The following is an 18,996-nucleotide window of genomic DNA, read 5'->3' as shown; positions in this document are numbered from 1 at the left end:
CCTGTCCCGCATGTGTGGAATCGTTGGATACGTCGGCCCCGACGCCGGAGCCCGCTCCCTCGACGTCGTCATGGAGGGCCTCTCGCGGCTCGAGTACCGCGGATACGACTCCGCGGGTGTCGCTCTGGTCACCGGCGACACGGTCTTCGCGCAGAAGCGGGCCGGCAAGCTCGCCAACCTGCGTTCCGCCCTGGAGTCGGAGGAGGTCCCGGTGTCCGCGACGGCCATCGGCCACACCCGCTGGGCCACCCACGGCGGTCCGACCGACGAGAACGCCCACCCGCACCGGGGCGGGCAGGACGGCAAGATCGCGGTCGTCCACAACGGCATCGTCGAGAACTTCCACGCCCTCAAGGGCGAACTGCTCGAGCAGGGGGTGAGCTTCACCTCCGAGACCGACACCGAGGTGGCCGCACACATGCTGGCCGCGGCCTTCGCCGAGACCGGTGACCTCACCGAGGCGATGCGCCTGGTGGTGGGCCGCCTCGAGGGCGCGTTCACCTTGCTCGTGGTCCACGCCGACCAGCCCGACGTGGTCGTCGCCGCTCGGCGCAACAGCCCACTCGTCGTCGGACTCGGCGACGGGGAGAACTTCCTCGGGTCCGACGTGGCGGCCTTCATCGGCCACACGAAGCAGGCCGTCGAGTTGGAGCAGGACCAGATCGTCACGATCACGCCCGATACCTACTCGGTGATCAACTTCGACGGCACCGAGGGAGCCGGTCGCCCCTACGAGGTCACCTGGGACGCGGCCGCTGCGGAGAAGGGCGGGTTCGACACCTTCATGGAGAAGGAGATCCACGACCAGCCGCAGGCGGTCGGGGACACCCTGCTCGGCCGCACCGACGCAGAGGGACGGCTCATGCTGGACGAGCTGCGCATCGACGAGGAGAAGCTCCGGGCGGTCGACCGGATCACGATCGTCGCGTGCGGCACCGCCGCCTACGCCGGCACGGTGGCCAAGTACGCCATCGAGCACTGGACCCGGATCCCGGTGGAGGTCGCCCTCGCCCACGAATTCCGCTACTGCGACCCGATCGTCGACGAGCGCACCCTCGTGGTCTCGATCAGCCAGTCCGGCGAGACCGCCGACACCGCGATGGCGGTGCGCCACGCTCGCTCGCTGGGCGCGCTGACGGTCTCGGTCTGCAACACCCACGGTGCGACGATCCCGCGCGAGTCGGATGCGGTGCTCTACACCCACGCGGGCCCGGAGATCGCGGTTGCCTCGACCAAGGCCTTCCTCGCGCAGATCACCGCCTGCTACGTCCTGGGGCTCTACCTCGCGCAGCTGCGGGGAGAGACCTTCGCCGACGACGCCAAGTCGGTCATGGCCGAGCTGCACACCGTCCCGGACAAGATCGCCTCGCTGCTGACGTCGATGGACCGCGTCGAGGAGATCGCCCGCTTCATGTCGGACACCCGCGCGGTGCTCTTCCTCGGTCGCCACGTCGGCTTCCCGATCGCGATGGAGGGTGCGCTGAAGCTCAAGGAGCTGGCCTACATCCACGCCGAGGGCTTCGCCGCCGGTGAGCTCAAGCACGGCCCGATCGCGCTCATCGAGCCCGGCCAGCCGGTCTTCGTCGTCGTGCCCGGTCCGGACACCCCCAACGACCTGCACAAGAAGGTCGTCTCCAACATCCAGGAGATCCGCGCCCGCGGCGCCCGCACGCTCGTCGTCGCGCAGGAGGGCGATGAGGAGGTCACCCCCTTCGCCGACGAGGTGATCAGGGTGCCGCACACCTCGCCGCTGCTCCAGCCGTTGCTGACGGTGGTGCCGCTCCAGGTCTTCGCACTGCACCTGTCCACGGCCAAGGGCCTGGACGTCGACCAGCCGCGCAACCTGGCCAAGTCCGTCACGGTCGAGTGAGCGGTAGGGGCAAGCGGTGATCGTCGGGGTCGGGATCGACGTCGTCGACATGGCGCGCCTCGGCGCTCGGCTCGACCGCACGCCGGGACTGCGCGAGCGTGTCTTCACCGAGGCCGAGCGTGACCTGCCGTTGCGCTCCCTCGCCGCACGGTTCGCGGCGAAGGAGGCCACCGGCAAGGCGCTGTGCACCCCGGGTGACCTGCCGTGGCAGGAGGCCGAGGTGACGAAGGGGGAGCACGGCGAGCCGATCCTCGTGATCACCGGGGCCGTCGCCGCCCGCGCCGAGCTGCTCGGAGTGACGCGACTGCACATCTCCCTCAGCCACGACGGTGGCATCGCCACCGCGATCGTCATCGCCGAGTCCGCCGGCGCTCCCTGAGTCACTCGATTATCGGGTCACCCGGTAATCCCCGCCCTCGCAGGAGTATGAAACTCGGGCGAACCGGGAGAAAGTCGTGCCCAGTCGGGTCCGTTCCGTGGTGGCGGTAACGTCGCACACGTGATCACCGGGTACTCAGTCGAGACGATCCGCCGGGCGGAGGCCGCTCTTCCCGACCTCCTGGAGAGCGGGGAGCTGATGAGTCGGGCCGCCAGAGGCGTCGCCCGACTGACGAGCGCCCGCATGCGCGACCGCGGTTTCCGCCGGGTCACCGGGCTGATCGGCCCCGGCAACAACGGGGCCGACACCCTCTACGCGATCGCGCGTCTGGCTCGTCGCGGATTCGACGCCACCGCCGTGTGCGTGGACCCGCAGTCCTCGCCGAACGTCACCGCGGCAGCCGAGCGGGCCCGCTCCCGGGGCGCTCGGGTCCTCACCGGTGACGGCGCCGAGGCGCTCACCGCGATCGCCCGGGCCGAAGTGGTCCTCGACGGCATCACCGGCATCGGTGGTCGACCGGGGCTTCCCCCCTTCGCCCGACCGTGGGTGGACGCCATCCGCGACCGCACCTGGGTCATCGCCGTCGACACCCCGAGCGGGCAGCCCGTCGAGGGCAGGCAGGTCGTCGCGGACGCGGTCTTCGCGGACGAGACGGTGACCTTCGGGGCGCCCAAGGCCGTCCACCTGCTGCCGTCGACCGAGCCGACCTGCGGGATCCTCACCGTCCTGGACATCGGTCTCGACCTCACCGACGCCACCCCGACCGTCGTGCGGCTGACCCCGGACGACGTGCCGGTTCTCTGGCCCGTCCCGACCACCGAGGACGACAAGTACTCCCGAGGGGTGCTCGGCATCGTCGCCGGAGGCGAGCGGTACACCGGAGCCGCGGTGCTCGCGAGCACCGCGGCGGTGACGGCGGGCGCCGGGATGGTCCGCTACGTCGGCCCGCAGGCGCCGACCGACCTGGTCCGTCAGACGGCCCCCGAGGTCGTCCCGGGCGAAGGGAGGGTCCAGGCCTGGTGCATCGGCTCCGGTCTCGATCCGGAGGCCACCGGCGAAGAGGCGGCCGAGCAGCTGGCTGCTGCCCGTGCGGCCCTCGCCTCGGACCTGCCGGTCCTCCTCGACGCGGGCGGCCTCGATCTCCTCGACGGACCCCGTGGGGCGCCCACCCTCCTCACGCCGCACGCGGGGGAGTGCGCCCGCGCGCTCACCCGGTTGGGCGGCCGCACGAGCGATCTCACCCGGGCCGAGGTCGAGGCCGACCCGCTCGAGCACGCCCGGATGCTCGCCCGGCTCACCGGCGCCACCGTCCTGCTCAAGGGCGCGGTCACGCACGTCGTCGATGCCGACGGCCCGGTGCACGTGCACGACGAGGCGCCCGCGTGGCTCGCCACGGCCGGGTCGGGTGACGTCCTCGCCGGGCTCGTGGGGACACTGCTCGCTGCGGGCCTCGACCCCACGACGGCCGCCTCCCTCGGTGTGCTCGTCCACGGACGGGCCGCGGAGCACGCCAACCCCGGCGGACCCGTGCGGGCGCTCGCCGTCGCTCATGCGATCGGGCCCACCATCGCGGCCCTGCTCACCGAGTCTGCCCAGGTGTAACCAGGCACATCCGGTCAGGCGCGAGTCCACCCCAGGCACATTCGGGGTCCGCGCAGGACCCGGGCAGTCGGCACGGGCCCCAGGGCGGCGGTGTCAGGCCGGCTCGGGCACCTCACCCCAGGCGGGGTTGTCGTCACCGTCATCGAGCCGGATGTCCAGGCTCAGCTGCGCGGACACCTCGTCCAGGGCGATGCGCAGGTCGGTGAGGTCGACGTCCCGGGCCGCCCCGACGACCGCGACGGCCTCGAAGAGCCGTTCGCCGCTCATGGGGGCGTCGCTGGTGGACGTGTGGAACTCCCTGATGCCCAGGCCGCGGTCGGCGAGCGCCACGGTCACCTCGCGCACGATGCCCGGCTGGTCCTGGCCGATGACGACCACTCGGACCGGCGAGAGCCCCGCATCCGCGTCCGCAGCGGTGGTCGCCGCCGTCACCTCCACGACGTCGACGTCGCGCAGGTCGCGCACCGCGCTCGTCAACCCCTCGACCCGCTCCTCCTCGAGCTCGACCAGGACGGCACCGGCGAAGGTGCCGCCGAGCCGTCCCATCTGGCTCTCCAGCCAGTTGCCACCCTGCTCGGCGACGGCGGCCGCGAGCTCGGCGACCAGGCCGGGCCGGTCCGCGGCAATCAGGCTGACCACGACAGTGCGCATGCCTCGAGGTTAGCGCCCTCGCGTCGCTCGTGGCCGCTCTCGACGCGACCGGTCCCGGTGCGGTCCTCGGGCCCGCGGGCGGCAGGTCGGCCCGTGCGTAGCGGACGAGGGGTCACCCCCGGGCCGACTCGGCCCACCAGTTGATCCCGCCCTCGACGGCGTACTGGTCGATCCGGGTCAGCTCCTCGTCGGTGAAGCCGGTCGACTCCAGTGCCCCGAGACTGTTCTCCAGCTGGCCCACGTGCCGTGCGCCGACGAGCACCGAGGTCACGCGGGGGTCGCGCAGCGCCCAGGCGAGTGCCATCTGGGCGAGGGACTGACCCCGCTCCTGCGCGATCGCGTGCAGACCGCGGATGCGCGTCAGGTTGTCCTCGGTCAGCTGGTCGGCGACCCCGGTCCCGTCCCGGGCGGCTCGCGAGTCCCCGGGGATGCCCTCGAGGTACTTGCCGGTCAGCAGACCCTGTGCCAGTGGCGAGAACGCAATCGACCCGACACCGAGGTCCTCGAGGGTGTCGAGGAGGTCGTCCTCGATCCACCGGTTGATCATCGAGTACGACGGCTGGTGGATGAGCAGCGGGGTACCCAGCTCACGCAGGATCGCGTAGGCCTCACGCGTGCGCTGCGACCCGTAGGAGGAGATGCCCACGTAGAGCGCCTTGCCGGCCCGCACGGCCGCGTCCAGCGCGCCCATCGTCTCCTCGAGCGGAGTGTCCGGGTCGAAGCGGTGGCTGTAGAAGATGTCGACGTACTCGAGCCCCAGCCGGTGCAGCGACTGGTCCAGCGAGGCGAGGAGGTACTTGCGCGATCCGCCACCCTGGCCGTAGGGCCCGGGCCACATGTCCCAGCCGGCCTTGGTCGAGATGATCATCTCGTCGCGGTAGGGGCGGAAGTCCTCGGCGAAGATCGTCCCGAAGTTGCGCTCCGCCGAGCCGTAGGGCGGGCCATAGTTGTTCGCGAGGTCGAAGTGCGTCACCCCCAGGTCGAAGGCACGACGCAGGACGGCGCGCTGCGTCCCCAGCGACTCGCCGTCCCCGAAGTTGTGCCACATACCCAGGGAGATCGGCGGCAGGACCAGCCCGGACCGGCCGCAACGGCGGTAGTCCATCGTGTCGTAGCGGGTGCCCGCGGCGTGGTAGTCATCGGTGCGATAGGTCATGCCTGCCATCCTGCACCCCTTCCGCGGCCTAGACTGGCCGACGGCTCATGGACACCTCGACACCGCACCCAGCCCTTCCCTCCGTCGCGACCTCGTCGGTGCTGCCGACCGATGCCTCCACGCGGGGCCTCTCGGCGTGGGCGGACATCGACCTCGACGCGATCAGCGACAACGTCGCCCAGCTCGCGCGCCTCGCCGGCGACGCCGACGTCATGGCCGTGATCAAGGGCGATGCCTACGGTCACGGCCTCGCCCCCGTCGCACGAGCGGCTCTCGCGGGAGGTGCCACCTACCTCGCGATCGCCCAGCTGTCCGAGGCGTTGGCCGCCCGGGCAGCGGGCATCACCGCGCCCGTGCTCACCTGGCTCTTCCCGCCGGGGGCGGACCTCTCGGCAGCGATCCGTGCCGACCTGACCCTCTCCGCAGGCGCCCCGTGGGCCCTGACCGAGATCGCCGCGGCGGCCCGCGAGGTCGGCTCGACGGCCCGGATCCACATCAAGGCCGACACCGGTCTGGGTCGTGGGGGCGCATGGGCGGACGACCTCGCGGAGGTCCTCCTGCACGCGGCCCGGCTCGAGGCCGAGGGCGTCGTCGACGTCGAGGGGATCTTCTCCCACTTCGCCTGCGCGGACGCCCCGGGGCATCCCACGGTGCAGGCCCAGCAGGACACCTTCGTCGCGGTCCTGGCCGACGCCCAGCGGGCCGGGCTGCGTCCCCGACTGCGCCACCTGTCCAACTCCGCGGCCACGCTGACCAACCCCTCCGCGCGGTTCGACATGGTGCGCCCCGGCGTTTCGATCTACGGCCTGTCACCGGTTCCCGACATCGGCGGGCCCACCCACTTCGGGCTGCGCGAGGCGATGCGGGTGACCGCCCGCCTGATCAACGTCAAGGCGTCCGCCGCCGGGCAGGGCGTCTCCTACGGCCACCAGTACACGACGAAGGGGGAGACCCGGCTGGGCCTCGTCCCGCTCGGCTACGCGGACGGCATCCCGCGCCACGCCGGCAACGTCGGGCCCGTGCTCGCCGACGGCCGGCGGCTCACGGTGGCCGGCCGGGTGTGCATGGACCAGTTCGTCCTCGATCTCGGGCCCGACAGCACCGCCGTCGCGGGCGACGAGGTCGTCCTCATCGGGCGTGAGGCCGACGGTGAGCCGACGGCCCAGGACTGGGCCGCCGCGATCGACACGATCAACTACGAGATCGTCACCCGGCTCGGGGCCCGTGTCCCGCGCCGCTACCTGGGAGCATGCTGATGGGCCGGACCGAGACCAACTCGAGTGGCAAGGGCCCCACGTCCAACCGCGCCGGTCGGGCTGCCGCCACCGGTGTGGGCCTCGCCGCCGCCGTGGTCGGCGGTGCCGCCATCGCCGGTGCCGGGCTCGCCGGCCGTACGGCGGTGCAGCGCTCGCGGGCCCACGCCGTCACCGCCCCCGACAAGGTGCACGTCTTTCCCTTCGCGGCCGACAGGACCCTCGCGGTTCCCGCCAACGACGGCGTCGTGCTGCACGTGGAGGTCGACGAGCCGCAGGGGTGGGCTGGCAGCGGTCGTCCGACCGTCGTCCTCGTCCACGGCTTCGTGCTCAACCTCAGCTCCTGGATCCACCAGCGCCGCGAGCTCGTCGGCGCCGGGTACCGCGTGGTCAGCTACGACCAGCGCAACCACGGCCGCTCGGAGCACGGCGACCTCGCAGCCTGCACCATCGACCAGCTCGGCAAGGACCTGCGGGCCGTGGTCGACGCGACGAGCCCGCAGGGCGACCTCGTCCTCGTCGGCCACTCCATGGGCGGCATGACGATCATGAGCTTCGCCGGCCGGTACCAGCGGCTGACTCGTGACCGCGTCGTCGGCGCAGCGCTCATCGCGACGAGCGCCGGTGGGGACAGCCTCGTCCAGCTCGGTCTCGGCCAGCGCTTCGACCGCATCATCGCCGCGCTGGGACCCGGCATCCTGGGTAACCTCGCCAACCGCGCCGGCCTCTGGGGCAGCGCCCGAGCAGCGGGGCGGGGCATCGAGTCGTGGGCGGTGCAGAAGTACGCCTTCGGCACGGAGATGCCCAAGGACCTGCTGCGGCAGGTGGCGACGATGGTCTTCGGCACGCGGCTGGACACCATCGGCGCCTTCCTGCCCGAGCTGGACGGCCTCGACATCCGTGACGCTCTGCCCGCGCTCGTGGAGACGCCCGTGCTCATCGTCGCCGGGTCCCGCGACATCCTGACTCCACCGGCGCACAGCGACCGGCTCGCGGAGGCGCTGCCCGCGGCAGAGCTCGTCGTCGTCCCCGGGGTCGGCCACATCCTCCAGCTGGAGCGTCCCGGTGCCGTCACCGATGCGATCTTCGGCCTGCTCGAGCGACCGCTCGGCGAGGACGCCGAGCAGGACGCGGCGCGGGCGAAGGGGGCCGTGCGGGAGGCCTCGGCATGATGCTGGTGCTGCCCGACGCGGACGCGACCATCGACGCCGGTCGACGACTGGCCGGGCTGCTGCGCGCCGGTGACCTCGTGGTGCTCTCCGGTGGCCTCGGCGCCGGCAAGACCACCTTCACCCGGGGCCTGGGCGACGGTCTGGGCGTGCGCGGGTCGGTGACCTCGCCGACCTTCGTCATCGCCCGGATCCACCCCTCGCTCGTCGGGGGACCCGAGCTGGTGCACGCCGATGCCTACCGCCTCGGCGGGATCGCCGAGCTGGACGACCTCGACCTCGACGCAGACCTCGACGACGCCGTGACCGTCGTCGAGTGGGGGGCCGGCCTGGCGGAGGGCCTGGCCGAGGACCGGCTGGAGATCACGCTCGTCGCGGACCCCGTGACGGAGTCGCGCACCATGGAGGTGCAGGCCGTCGGCCCCCGGTGGGACGGCATCGCGATCGCGGCGCTGCTGGCGTCCGACGAAGGGAGCAGGGAATGAGGGTCCTCGCGATGGACACGGCCACCTCGGCGATCACCGCGGCCGTCCACGACGGTGAGCAGGTCCTCGCCGCCCGCAGCGCCGTCGACGCCCGCCGGCACACCGAGCTCCTCGCGCCGCTGCTCATCGAGGTCATGGCGACCGCGGGCACCGCCCCGGACGAGATCACCCACGTGGCCGTCGGCACCGGCCCGGGCCCCTTCACCGGCCTGCGCGTCGGTCTCGTGACCGCCCAGACCTTCGCCCACGCCCGCGACATCACCGTCCACGGGGTGTGCTCGTTGGACGCCCTGGCGGACGCAGCAGCCGCCGGCGGTCACGACGGGGACCTGCTCGTCGCCACGGACGCCCGTCGCAAGGAGGTCTACTGGGCCCGCTACCGCTGTACCGCTGGGCACGCGCAGCCACTGACCAGCCCCGCCGTGGACAAGCCCGCCGACCTGCCCGACGCGGCCCGTGACCTGCCCACCGCCGGGCGGGGCCCCCTTCTCTACCCGCAGCTGTTCCCGCGGGCCGTCGAGCTGTCCGGAGCCGACCTGCTCGACGTCGACGCCGGCGCCCTCGCAGCGCTCGCGGTCCGGCGCATCGCCGCCGGCGCGGAGATGCCCGTCGAGCCGCTCTACCTGCGGCGTCCGGACACCGCCGCACCGGCCGCCCCGAAGCCGGCCACCCCACCACAGCAGCAGCGACGCCGAGGTGGCCGGCAGCAAGCGCAGGCACAGCAGTGAGCGCCGCTGTGGCGGCGGTCGTGCGCGAGGTCCGCTGGCAGGACCTCGAGCAGCTCGCGGGCCTGGAGGTCGAGCTCTTCGGCGCCGAGGCATGGAGCCCGGCCTCATGGTGGGGTGAGCTCGCCGGACGCCCCCGCCGCGAGTACCTCCTCGCCGAGGACGAAGGGGGAGTGGCCGGCTACGCCGGGCTCGACCACGGCGGTGGGGTCAGCGACGTCATGACCATCGCCGTGCTGCCCCGGGCCCGCGGCGTCGGCCTGGGGCGCCGGCTCCTCGACGAGCTCGTCGACCGCGCCGTCCGCGTGGGGGCGCAGCGCCTCCTGCTCGAGGTCCGTGCGGACAACGCGGCCGCCCGTGGCCTCTACTCGGCTCGTGGCTTCGAGCTGCTGGCGACCCGGCGCGGTTACTACCCGGACGGGGTCGACGCCCTGGTCCTCGCCCTCGACCTGAGCCAGGAGTTGACATGAGCAGTCCGGCCACCGACCAGCCCCTCGTCCTGGGTATCGAGACCTCGTGCGACGAGACCGGCGTGGGCATCGTCCGCGGAACCGAGCTGCTCGTGGATGCCATCGCCTCGAGCGTCGACGAGCACGCCCGGTTCGGCGGGGTCGTGCCCGAGGTCGCCTCACGGGCACACCTCGAGGCCATGGTCCCGATGATCGAGAAGGCCTGCCGCGAGGCGGGTGTCGCGCTGTCGGACCTCGACGGCATCGCGGTCACGGCCGGGCCCGGCCTGGCCGGCGCACTCATGGTCGGCGTCGCCTCCGCCAAGGCGCTGTCGGTGGCGCTGGGCGCCCCGCTCTACGGGGTCAACCACCTCGCCAGCCACGTCGCCGTCGACATCGTCGAGCACGGGCCGCTGCCGGAGCCGACGATGGCCATGCTCGTCAGTGGCGGCCACTCCTCCCTCCTGCTCGTGCCGGACGTCACGCACGACATCCGCAGCCTCGGGTCGACGATCGACGACGCGGCGGGCGAGGCCTTCGACAAGGTCGCCCGCGTTCTCGGTCTGCCCTTCCCCGGCGGACCGCACATCGACCGGGCCTCGAGCGACGGGCAGATCACCATCGACTTCCCGCGGGGACTGACCAGCCGCAAGGACATGGAGCGCCACCGCTTCGACTTCTCCTTCTCCGGGCTCAAGACCGCCGTGACCCGTTGGGTGGAGGCCGAGCGGGCCGCCGGTCGGGACATCTCGGTCGCGGATGTCGCCGCGTCCTTCCAGGAGGCGGTCACCGACGTGCTCACCCGCAAGGCGGTGCTCGCGTGCCGGGAGCACGACGTCGCCGCACTGCAGGTCGGCGGCGGCGTCGCCGCCAACTCCCGACTGCGGGAGATGGCCCGGCATCGGTGCGAGGAGGCGGGGATCGCCCTTCGCGTGCCACGGCGTAGCCTGTGCACGGACAACGGCGCCATGGTTGCCAGCCTCGGGGCGCAGCTGATGCTCAAGGGACGCGCGCCGAGCGATCCCTCGTTGCCGGCGGACAGCTCGTTGCCGGTCACCGATGTGCGTACCGGGCTGCCCGTGGCGGTCGACCACGACCACTGACCCGGGATTCCATTCGGGTCACAAATGGCCTCTCGATGTGCGCCTGACCGATCAATGATGATTGCGTAAGCAAGTAGTCACACCGGATTCACGGGCGAGTCAGCCCTCCCGGTGTGCAGACGGATGACTGAGGAGACGTGTGGCTTCGATCACGGCGAACAACCTGTACAAGGTGTTCGGGCGCAGACCCGAACGAGGAGTGCAAGCGCTCCAGCAAGGGACCGACCGCGGTGAATTGCGCTCGATGGGCCTGACCGCGGCGGTGATCGACGCATCCTTCTCGGTCGACCCGGGAGAGATCTTCGTCGTCATGGGCCTGTCCGGATCCGGCAAGTCGACCCTGATCCGCATGGTCAACGGTCTGCTGCAGCCGACCTCGGGCGAGGTCCACATCGGTGACACCAACGTCACCCGCGCCAAGGGCGAGCACCTGCGTCGCGTGCGCCGGGAGAACGTCAGCATGGTCTTCCAGCACTTCGCGCTGATGCCCCACCGCACTGTCGGGGAGAACGCCGCCTACGCACTCGAGGTGCAGGGAGTCAACCGCGCCGACCGCCAGGCCAAGGCAGAAGAGGCCCTGGACATGGTCGACCTCGGGGGCTGGGCCGGGTACAAGCCCGGCGAGCTCTCCGGGGGGATGCGCCAGCGCGTCGGCCTCGCTCGCGCCCTGGCCGCCGGCACCGACATCATGCTGATGGACGAGGCGTTCAGTGCCCTGGACCCGCTGATCCGTCGGGAGATGCAGGACAAGCTCGTCGAGCTGCAGAACCGGCTGGACAAGACGGTCCTGTTCATCACGCACGACCTCAACGAGGCGATGCGTCTGGGCGACCGCATCGCGATGATGCGCGACGGACGGATCGAGCAGATCGGTACGGCCGAGCAGATCCTCAACGACCCCGCCAACAACTACGTCGCGCAGTTCGTCCAGGACGTCGATCGCAGCCGGGTGATCACCGCGGACGGGATCATGGAGAGCCCGCCGGTCATCATCGGCCCCGAGCAGGGGCCACTCGTGGCGCAGAAGCTCATGCGCGAGACCCAGACCTCGTGGCTGGTCGTCGTCGGACGGGACCGCACCCTGGTCGGCATGGTCCACGAAGCGGGTGTGGCAGCCGCCGTCCGTGAGCGCCGGGACATGTTGCCGGTGATCCCACGGGACCAGGTGGCCACTGCGACCCCGACGACCCTGCTGGCGGACATGTTCCGCGACGCCTCCGACGCCAACAGCCCGGTGGTCGTCGTCGACGAGCACGACCGGGTCCTCGGCACGATTCCCCACGTGACCCTGCTGGCAGCCGCGTCGAGCTCCACGGACAACGGTGGACAGTCCTCGGTGCCATCCACGATCGGTGAGGGGGTGCGCTGATGGAGGACGAGACGATGTTCCCCCGCGTGCACGTCGGCGAGTGGGCCGAGTCGATCATCGACTGGCTGACCACGAACTTCTCCGCCGTCTTCGACTTCATCAGCCTCGTGGTCGGGTGGCTCGTGGACTCGCTGAACACGGTCCTGCTGACACCACCCGCATGGGTGATGGTCCTCGTCTTCACGCTCATCGCCTGGCTGGCGCGGTCCTGGCAGTTCGCCATCGCGACGCCGATCGGATTCGTGCTCATCGCCGCCATGGGGCAGTGGAACAACGCGATGCTGACGCTGTCGCTGGTGATCATCGCCACGCTGGTCGCGGTCGTCATCGCCATCCCCATCGGCATCGCCGCAGCCCGCAGTCCCGGTGTGAGCACCGCCATCCGGCCGCTGCTGGACTTCATGCAGACGATGCCCGCCTTCGTCTACCTGATCCCGGCGATCATCTTCTTCAGCGTCGGCGCCGTCCCCGGCGTCGTGGCCACCGTGATCTTCTCCCTCCCCCCGGGAGTGCGGTTGACCGAGCTGGGCATCCGCCAGGTCGACTCGGAGACGGTCGAGGCCGGCGCCGCATTCGGTGCCACGCCACGACAGATCCTGCGCGGCATCCAGTTGCCGCTGGCGCTGCCGACCATCATGGCCGGGGTCAACCAGGTGATCATGCTCGCCCTGTCGATGGTCGTCATCGCCGGCATGGTCGGCGCCGACGGCCTGGGCAAGGAGGTCGTCTCCGCGATCTCGACCCTGAACATCCCCAAGGGTGTCGAGGCCGGTCTGGGCGTGGTGATCCTGGCGATCTTCCTCGACCGCACGACCGCCGCCCTCGGTGACCCGGGCGAGTACCCCGGCTCACTCCGACGTCTGCTGCGCAAGACCTTCAGCCGCTCCTGACCCCGACCGGCACCGTGCCGGTGACACCGACTTCACCGCCTCTGCGGTGGCGTCACACGAAAGGACACACCGATGAACACGCGATTCACTCGCAGGGCCCTCGCCGCCACGGCCGCCTCCACCCTGGCGCTCACGCTCGCCGCCTGTGGCGACAGCGACAGCGGAGACTCCGGCTCCGGGGGCGAGGGAGAGGCAAAGGGCACCATCACCCTGGGCTTCATCCCCTCCTGGACCGACGGACTGTCCACCGCTTATCTCCTCGAGGACCAGCTGACCAAGGCCGGTTACGAGGTCGAGATGCAGACCCTCACCGAGGCCGGCCCGCTGTACACCGCCCTGTCCAAGGGTGATGTGGACATGTACCCCTCCGCATGGCCGGAGGTGACCCACGCCTCCTACATGGAGGAGTACGGCGACAAGATCGAGGACGTCGGCGCCTACTACGACAACGCGAAGCTGACCTTCGCGGTGCCGGAGTACAGCGAGATGCAGTCGATCGCCGACCTGCCGGACCACGCCGACGAGCTGGACGGCAAGATCATCGGCATCGAACCGGGCGCCGGCCTGACCAAGGCCACCAAGGACAGCGTCATCCCGGACTACGGCCTGGGGAGCGACTTCGAGCTGGTGACCTCCTCGACCACGGGCATGCTCGCCGAGCTGAAGAAGGCCACCGACGCCGAGGAGGAGATCGTCGTCACCCTGTGGCGCCCCTTCTGGGCCAACAGCGCCTTCCCGGTGCGCGACCTCAAGGACCCCAAGGGCGCTCTCGGTGAGCCCGAGGCCCTGCACTTCCTCGGCTCGGAGACCTTCTCCGAGGACTTCCCCGAGGCGGCCGAGCTGATCGCGGGCATCAAGCTCGACGACGAGCAGTACGGCGCGCTCGAGGACATGGTCGTCAACGAGTACGGCGAGGGCAAGGAGACCGAGGCCATCGACGCGTTCGTCGAGGAGTACCCCGAGGCCTTCGAGACCGAGCTGACCGAGAAGAAGTAGGACCCTCTTCCCGCAGCACGCGCGAGCCCCGGTCCGATCGGACCGGGGCTCGCTCTCGTTCAGGGGCAGTTAGCCGCAGATCAGCAGGCCCATGTCCTCCTTGAGCGCCAGGACGCGGGTCACCGAGCGCTGGACCTGATCGGCGAAGGCGGGATCCCCCTTCGCCTCCTCCACGATCGCGGAGGTCATCGTCGGCACCTGGTCCGGCTCGACGGTGAGCACGATGTCGCCCCCGGCGGCGATGAATCGCGTCGCTCGCTGCGCGACCGACGTGGCCTGGACCGCCGCCGCGGCGCCCACGTCGTCGGTGATGACCACCCCGTCGAAGTCGAGGCCGCGGCGCAGCATCCCCTCGATGATCCGTTCGGAGAAGACCGCCGGGGTGCCCGGGTCGATCTTGGCGTAGCGCGCGGAGCCGACCATGACGATGTTCGTGCCGCCGTCGATGACCGTCTTGAAGGCGGCCAACTGTGGGTCGTCAGTGGTCATCTCGTCGTCGGTGATGCCCTGCGCCGTCAGATCGGGGTTGCCGGTGATCCGGCCGATGCCGGGGAAGTGCTTGACGGTCGGCTCCACGCCGGCGTCCTGCATCCCCTGCGCGAAGGCGAGCGCTCCCGCCCCGGCCACCTGCGGGGTCGAGCCGTACTCCCGACCCCACTGGCCGATCGGTTCGTTGGCCCGGCCGACGGAGGCGGGGACGGTGTCGGCGACAGGAGCGAGGTTGACGTCGACGCCGACAGAGGCGAGCTCGGCTCCCCACCCCTTCGCGGAGGAACGCAGGTCGGGCAGCCGTGCCTGGTCCAGGCCGGAGGGAATGGATGAGAAGCCGGCCCCGGTGAACTGCTGGACCTGGCCGCCCTCCTGGTCGGCGGAGACGAGCATGCCGACCGTCGTCCCATCGATGGTGGGCGCGACCTGCTGGAGGTGACTGCTCGCTGCCTCGACGGCCGACGAGCCCTGCCACCCTCCGAGGTAGAGCATCGAGCCCAGACCCTGGTCGTCGATGTAGGGGTCCAGACTCGTCGCGGAGCCGGGGTACATCGCCGCCATGAGCAGTTGACCCGCCTGTTGCGTCGGCGTCATCGCCTCCCGCACGTCGGCGACGCACGCGCTGGTCCGGGGGTCGGAGGATGAGGCGGAGGGAGAGGTGCCGCCCGATGACGCGGACGAGGACGAACTGCCCGAGGACGAGGCCGAGGAGGACCCGGACGCGCTGGATGAGCCACTCGTGCCGGTCGGGTTCGAGTTGCCGGACCCGCCGCACCCGAGGAGGGCGAGCACGGCCGCGCCGGCGGCGACGCGGGGCAGGTGGTGACGACGGGGCATGTCCGAACGCTACCCGCGGCACTCAGCCGGCGGGGGACACGACGAGCACCGTCTGGGCGCCGGCGACGCGGGTGAGCACGATGGTGGCGCTCGCACCGTCCCCGGCGCCCCGACCGATCTTCAGTTGGCGGCGTAGCTGGTCCTCGTCGAGCCGGATCCCCCGCTTCTTGATCGTCAGGCCGGTGATGCCGTGCTCCCGCAGCCACGCACGCAGGGTCTTGACGGAGAAGGGCATGGCTTCCAGCACCTCGAACCGGCGGGCGTGCCCCAGGTCGATCTCCAGATCGCTCGAGACGTACCCCAGGCCCGGCTCGAGTTCCGCGCCGGACACGGCACCGGTGACGGTCCCGATCAGGCCCGCCCGCACGACCGCCCGGTCGGCCTCGTACAGCCACCGACCGGTGTCGGCCAGCGAGGTCGCCCGAGGCGGGTCCTCCTCGCAGCTGCGCTCGTCGACCTCGACCGGGGGGATGCCCCGGCGCAGGACGCGGGCACTCCGGCCGGCCTCCTTCACCAGGGGACCCCACCAGACGGTGCACTCCAGCACGGTGCCCTGCCAGGAGAGCCACTGCGCCTCGGTCCCCAGTGGTGGGATGTCATGGGGAAGGGAGGGGCTCAGCTTGGCGCCGGTCGCCGGCACGTCACGGGCGACGGAGAGCACGAAGTCCCAGGACGGCGAGATCTCGTCAAGCCGGAACACGCGGCGGGTACGGCCATGACGGTCGGCGACGCCGGGTGTGCGGCGAGCCGGGTCGAGCCAGACGCCGGCGCGGGCGTGCAGCGGATCGACCGGAGGGTCGAAGTCCTCCGCCACCCCGGTGCGGGCGCGACTGTCCGGCCACGGACGCAGGTTGATGTCGGCCAGGGCCGCGGTGAGCGGGTCGGCGTCGACGGCATGCACGGTCACGCCCAGGGCGCTCATGGCCATCGCGTCGGAGCCGATGCCGCAGCCGAGGTCGTGGACGGTCGCCAGGCTGGCGGCCGCGTACCGGCCGGCGTGGGTGGCGGCGACCTCGAGACGGCTGGCCTGCTCCAGCCCGTCGGGGGTGAACAGCATGCCCTCGGCGAACTCGCCGAACTTCTCCTGCGCCCGTGCCCGCAGGCGCTTCTGGGTCATCAGCGCGGCGGCCTGCTCGGCGGTGCGGCCCCGGGCCCGCAGCGCGCCGATCTGTGCCACGGCGTCGGCCTCCCGGTAGTCCGGGAGATCGTGCAGGGCGGCATGGCCCTCCGGGGAGGCCAGCCAGCGCACGGTCGTCAGATCCACACGGGGCATTGTCCCCTCTCCGCGAGTTCGGCGAGGAGGACGGGCCGGGTGAGGGCCGTCAGGGCCCCGGGTCGGCAGAATTGGCACTCAGGTTGACCGAGTGCCAACGCCCGCCTAGATTTGGACTTGGCACTCACCACTGGCGAGTGCCAAGGCCACGGCTGGTCGACCCCCGCGACGGCGTCCGGCCCGGCACCACCGAGAACTCATCATCCACGACCCTCACCCAAAGGAGTCAGCGTGTCGGTTTCCATCAAGCCGCTCGAGGACCGCATCGTCGTCCAGTCCGTCGAGGCCGAGCAGACCACCGCGTCCGGGCTCGTCATCCCGGACACCGCCAAGGAGAAGCCGCAGGAGGGCGAGGTCGTTGCCGTCGGCCCCGGCCGCTTCAACGACGACGGTGACGAGCGCGTCCCGATGGACATCTCCATCGGCGACCGTGTCATCTACTCCAAGTACGGCGGCACCGAGGTCAAGCACGGTGGCGAGGAGTACCTGATCCTCTCCGCGCGCGACGTCCTCGCGATCGTCGGCTGACGATCCCCGAGACCCCGCGACCGGGCACCGGTCGCAACTGCTGACGCCCCGGGTGCGGGCCCTCCCGGGGTCCCACCGGGGCGTCGCCGTTTCCCCCATCTCACCTGAGACCAAAGGACATCCATGGCCAAGGAACTGGAGTTCAACGACTCCGCCCGTGACGCCCTCCTGCGTGGCGTCGACCAGCTCGCCAACGCCGTCAAGGTGACGCTCGGCCCCAAGGGCCGCAACGTCGTCATCGACAAGGCGTGGGGCGCCCCCACCATCACCAACGACGGCGTGACCATCGCCCGCGAGATCGAGCTCGAGGACTCCTACGAGGACCTCGGCGCACAGCTGGCGAAGGAGGTTGCGACCAAGACCAACGACGTCGCCGGTGACGGCACGACCACCGCGACCGTCCTCGCCCAGGCAATGGTCCGCGAGGGCCTGCGCAACGTCGCGGCGGGTGCTGCCCCCTCCGGCCTCAAGCGCGGCATCGACCAGGCCGTCCAGGCCGTGTCCGAGCGCCTGCTGGAGAACGCCAGCGAGCTGGGCGACAAGGACGAGATCGCCCAGGTCGCTGCCCTCTCGGCGCAGGACCAGGTCATCGGCTCCACCATCGCCGACGCCTTCGACAAGGTCGGCAAGGACGGTGTCATCACCGTCGAGGAGTCCTCGACCGCCGAGACCGCTCTCGAGTTCACCGAGGGCATGCAGTTCGACAAGGGCTACATCAGCCCGTACTTCGTCACCGACCCCGAGCGCATGGAGGCCGTCCTCGAGGACGCCTACGTGCTGATCAACCAGGGCAAGATCTCCAACATCCAGGAGATCCTGCCGGTGCTGGAGAAGGTCGTCCAGTCCGGCAAGCCGCTGATGATCATCGCCGAGGACGTGGACGGCGAGGCGCTGTCCACCCTCGTGGTCAACAAGCTCAAGGGTGTCTTCAACGTCGTGGCCGTCAAGGCCCCCGGTTTCGGTGACCGCCGCAAGGCGATGCTGCAGGACATGGCCGTCCTCACCGGCGGCCAGGTCGTCGCCGAGGAGGTCGGCCTCAAGCTCGACCAGGTCGGCCTCGAGGACCTCGGCCAGGCCCGTCGCGTCGTCGTCACCAAGGACAACACGACGATCATCGACGGCCAGGGCAATGCCGACGAGGTCACCGGTCGCGTGAACCAGATCAAGGCCGAGATCGAGCGCACCGACTCCGACTGGGACCGCGAGAAGCTCCAGGAGCGCCTCGCGAAGCTCGCCGGGGGCGTCTGCGTCATCCAGGTCGGTGCCCACACCGAGGTGGAGCTGAAGGAGAAGAAGCACCGCATCGAGGATGCGATCTCCGCGACGCGTGCCGCGATCGAGGAGGGCATCATCGCCGGTGGTGGCTCCGCGCTCGTCCACGCCGTCTCGGTCCTCGACGGGCTCACCCTCGAGGGCGACGAGGCCGTCGGCGCCAACATCGTGCGCAAGGCCGCGGTCGAGCCGCTGCGTTGGATCGCCGAGAACGCCGGCCTCGAGGGCTACGTCAGCGTGGCGAAGGTCCAGGAGCTCGCCCCGGGCAACGGCCTCAACGCCGCCTCCGGTGAGTACGGCGACCTCGTGGCCGCCGGGATCATCGACCCCGTCAAGGTGACCCGCTCCGCGCTGGTCAACGCGGCGTCGATCGCCTCGATGGTGCTGACCACCGAGACCCTCGTCGTGGACAAGAAGGAGGAGGAGCCCGAGGCCGCCGGCCACGGTCACTCCCACTGATCTCCTGATCCGGAAGGGGGCTGCTCACCGCGAGGTGAGCA

At 71.1% G+C, this 18,996-nt stretch carries 18 protein-coding genes; 14 read left to right on the top strand and 4 right to left on the bottom strand.

Annotated elements, in window-relative coordinates:
- Positions 1-10: 10 nt before the first annotated feature.
- The 3 genes from glmS to V1351_RS12205 all read left to right on the top strand — a co-directional run bounded on the left by glmS (position 11) and on the right by V1351_RS12205 (position 3,851).
- Positions 11-1,870 (top strand): glutamine--fructose-6-phosphate transaminase (isomerizing), encoded by a 1,860-nt coding sequence (glmS, locus tag V1351_RS12215; protein ID WP_338748464.1) that lies wholly within the window; start codon positions 11-13, stop codon positions 1,868-1,870.
- Positions 1,871-1,886: 16 nt separating this feature from the next.
- Complete coding sequence (locus V1351_RS12210) at positions 1,887-2,249, top strand: holo-ACP synthase (protein ID WP_338748463.1); 363 nt, start codon at positions 1,887-1,889, stop codon at positions 2,247-2,249.
- Between the two features lie 120 nt (positions 2,250-2,369).
- Positions 2,370-3,851, top strand: coding sequence for a bifunctional ADP-dependent NAD(P)H-hydrate dehydratase/NAD(P)H-hydrate epimerase (locus V1351_RS12205; RefSeq protein WP_338748461.1), 1,482 nt, complete (start codon positions 2,370-2,372; stop codon positions 3,849-3,851).
- Between the two features lie 93 nt (positions 3,852-3,944).
- On the opposite strand, the gene V1351_RS12200 is transcribed toward V1351_RS12205, so the two are convergent.
- Both V1351_RS12200 and mgrA read right to left on the bottom strand, forming a co-directional pair.
- Positions 3,945-4,502, bottom strand: coding sequence for a glycine cleavage system protein R (locus V1351_RS12200; RefSeq protein WP_338748459.1), 558 nt, complete (start codon positions 4,500-4,502; stop codon positions 3,945-3,947).
- Between the two features lie 112 nt (positions 4,503-4,614).
- Positions 4,615-5,658, bottom strand: coding sequence for an L-glyceraldehyde 3-phosphate reductase (gene mgrA / locus V1351_RS12195; RefSeq protein WP_338748458.1), 1,044 nt, complete (start codon positions 5,656-5,658; stop codon positions 4,615-4,617).
- A gap of 47 nt (positions 5,659-5,705) precedes the next feature.
- Between mgrA and alr the strand changes: the two genes are divergently transcribed.
- From alr to V1351_RS12150, 9 genes are all read left to right on the top strand, one after another.
- Positions 5,706-6,914 carry an alanine racemase gene (gene alr / locus V1351_RS12190; protein WP_338748457.1) on the top strand — a complete coding sequence of 403 codons (1,209 nt, stop codon included), beginning with the start codon at positions 5,706-5,708 and terminating at the stop codon, positions 6,912-6,914.
- Entirely contained in the window at positions 6,914-8,083 is a 1,170-nt protein-coding gene (locus V1351_RS12185) for an alpha/beta fold hydrolase (protein ID WP_338748456.1), read from the top strand. The genes alr and V1351_RS12185 overlap by 1 nt, the downstream gene beginning before the upstream one ends.
- Entirely contained in the window at positions 8,080-8,565 is a 486-nt protein-coding gene (gene tsaE / locus V1351_RS12180; protein ID WP_422388978.1) for a tRNA (adenosine(37)-N6)-threonylcarbamoyltransferase complex ATPase subunit type 1 TsaE, read from the top strand. The genes V1351_RS12185 and tsaE overlap by 4 nt, the downstream gene beginning before the upstream one ends.
- Positions 8,562-9,293: a tRNA (adenosine(37)-N6)-threonylcarbamoyltransferase complex dimerization subunit type 1 TsaB gene (tsaB, locus tag V1351_RS12175; RefSeq protein ID WP_338748455.1), complete on the top strand. Its 732-nt coding sequence runs from the start codon at positions 8,562-8,564 to the stop codon at positions 9,291-9,293. The genes tsaE and tsaB overlap by 4 nt, the downstream gene beginning before the upstream one ends.
- The gene (gene rimI / locus V1351_RS12170) at positions 9,290-9,760 is read left to right on the top strand and encodes a ribosomal protein S18-alanine N-acetyltransferase (RefSeq protein WP_338748454.1); all 471 of its coding nucleotides are present in this window, start codon (positions 9,290-9,292) and stop codon (positions 9,758-9,760) included. Before tsaB ends, rimI begins: the two co-directional genes overlap by 4 nt.
- Complete coding sequence (tsaD, locus tag V1351_RS12165) at positions 9,757-10,842, top strand: tRNA (adenosine(37)-N6)-threonylcarbamoyltransferase complex transferase subunit TsaD (protein WP_338748452.1); 1,086 nt, start codon at positions 9,757-9,759, stop codon at positions 10,840-10,842. The genes rimI and tsaD overlap by 4 nt, the downstream gene beginning before the upstream one ends.
- A 139-nt stretch (positions 10,843-10,981) precedes the next feature.
- Positions 10,982-12,211 (top strand): quaternary amine ABC transporter ATP-binding protein, encoded by a 1,230-nt coding sequence (locus tag V1351_RS12160; protein WP_338748451.1) that lies wholly within the window; start codon positions 10,982-10,984, stop codon positions 12,209-12,211.
- Positions 12,211-13,101 carry an ABC transporter permease gene (locus V1351_RS12155; protein WP_338748449.1) on the top strand — a complete coding sequence of 297 codons (891 nt, stop codon included), beginning with the start codon at positions 12,211-12,213 and terminating at the stop codon, positions 13,099-13,101. Before V1351_RS12160 ends, V1351_RS12155 begins: the two co-directional genes overlap by 1 nt.
- 72 nt (positions 13,102-13,173) lie before the next feature.
- Positions 13,174-14,097, top strand: coding sequence for a glycine betaine ABC transporter substrate-binding protein (locus V1351_RS12150; RefSeq protein WP_338748448.1), 924 nt, complete (start codon positions 13,174-13,176; stop codon positions 14,095-14,097).
- Between the two features lie 69 nt (positions 14,098-14,166).
- Here V1351_RS12150 and V1351_RS12145 read toward each other — a convergent pair whose 3' ends face one another.
- Together V1351_RS12145 and V1351_RS12140 are read right to left on the bottom strand one after the other, a co-directional pair.
- The gene (locus tag V1351_RS12145) at positions 14,167-15,423 is read right to left on the bottom strand and encodes a glycoside hydrolase family 3 N-terminal domain-containing protein (RefSeq protein ID WP_338748447.1); all 1,257 of its coding nucleotides are present in this window, start codon (positions 15,421-15,423) and stop codon (positions 14,167-14,169) included.
- Positions 15,424-15,445: 22 nt separating this feature from the next.
- Positions 15,446-16,687, bottom strand: a complete 1,242-nt coding sequence (locus V1351_RS12140; protein WP_338748446.1) for a class I SAM-dependent methyltransferase — start codon at positions 16,685-16,687, stop codon at positions 15,446-15,448.
- A gap of 240 nt (positions 16,688-16,927) precedes the next feature.
- Between V1351_RS12140 and groES the strand changes: the two genes are divergently transcribed.
- Positions 16,928-17,224 carry a co-chaperone GroES gene (groES, locus tag V1351_RS12135; protein WP_185991716.1) on the top strand — a complete coding sequence of 99 codons (297 nt, stop codon included), beginning with the start codon at positions 16,928-16,930 and terminating at the stop codon, positions 17,222-17,224.
- Positions 17,225-17,347: 123 nt separating this feature from the next.
- Complete coding sequence (groL, locus tag V1351_RS12130; protein WP_338748445.1) at positions 17,348-18,955, top strand: chaperonin GroEL; 1,608 nt, start codon at positions 17,348-17,350, stop codon at positions 18,953-18,955.
- The last annotated feature ends 41 nt before the right edge of the window (positions 18,956-18,996 follow it).

Origin of the sequence: Janibacter sp. A1S7, from assembly GCF_037198315.1 — a bacterium.
In the GTDB taxonomy this organism is placed as follows: Bacteria; Actinomycetota; Actinomycetes; order Actinomycetales; family Dermatophilaceae; genus Janibacter; species Janibacter alittae.
This window is presented reverse-complemented; position numbering and strand designations above follow the sequence as displayed.

Bases quoted from the DNA above. Each gene is read 5' to 3' on its own strand.
- tsaE (WP_422388978.1), top strand. From the start codon at position 8,080: ATGATGCTGGTGCTGCCCGACGCGGACGCGACCATCGACGCCGGTCGA.
- mgrA (WP_338748458.1), bottom strand. From the start codon at position 5,658: ATGACCTATCGCACCGATGACTACCACGCCGCGGGCACCCGCTACGAC.
- V1351_RS12145 (WP_338748447.1), bottom strand. From the start codon at position 15,423: ATGCCCCGTCGTCACCACCTGCCCCGCGTCGCCGCCGGCGCGGCCGTG.
- groL (WP_338748445.1), top strand. From the start codon at position 17,348: ATGGCCAAGGAACTGGAGTTCAACGACTCCGCCCGTGACGCCCTCCTG.
- glmS (WP_338748464.1), top strand. From the start codon at position 11: ATGTGTGGAATCGTTGGATACGTCGGCCCCGACGCCGGAGCCCGCTCC.
- tsaD (WP_338748452.1), top strand. From the start codon at position 9,757: ATGAGCAGTCCGGCCACCGACCAGCCCCTCGTCCTGGGTATCGAGACC.
- alr (WP_338748457.1), top strand. From the start codon at position 5,706: ATGGACACCTCGACACCGCACCCAGCCCTTCCCTCCGTCGCGACCTCG.
- V1351_RS12185 (WP_338748456.1), top strand. From the start codon at position 6,914: ATGGGCCGGACCGAGACCAACTCGAGTGGCAAGGGCCCCACGTCCAAC.
- V1351_RS12150 (WP_338748448.1), top strand. From the start codon at position 13,174: ATGAACACGCGATTCACTCGCAGGGCCCTCGCCGCCACGGCCGCCTCC.
- V1351_RS12200 (WP_338748459.1), bottom strand. From the start codon at position 4,502: ATGCGCACTGTCGTGGTCAGCCTGATTGCCGCGGACCGGCCCGGCCTG.
- tsaB (WP_338748455.1), top strand. From the start codon at position 8,562: ATGAGGGTCCTCGCGATGGACACGGCCACCTCGGCGATCACCGCGGCC.
- V1351_RS12155 (WP_338748449.1), top strand. From the start codon at position 12,211: ATGGAGGACGAGACGATGTTCCCCCGCGTGCACGTCGGCGAGTGGGCC.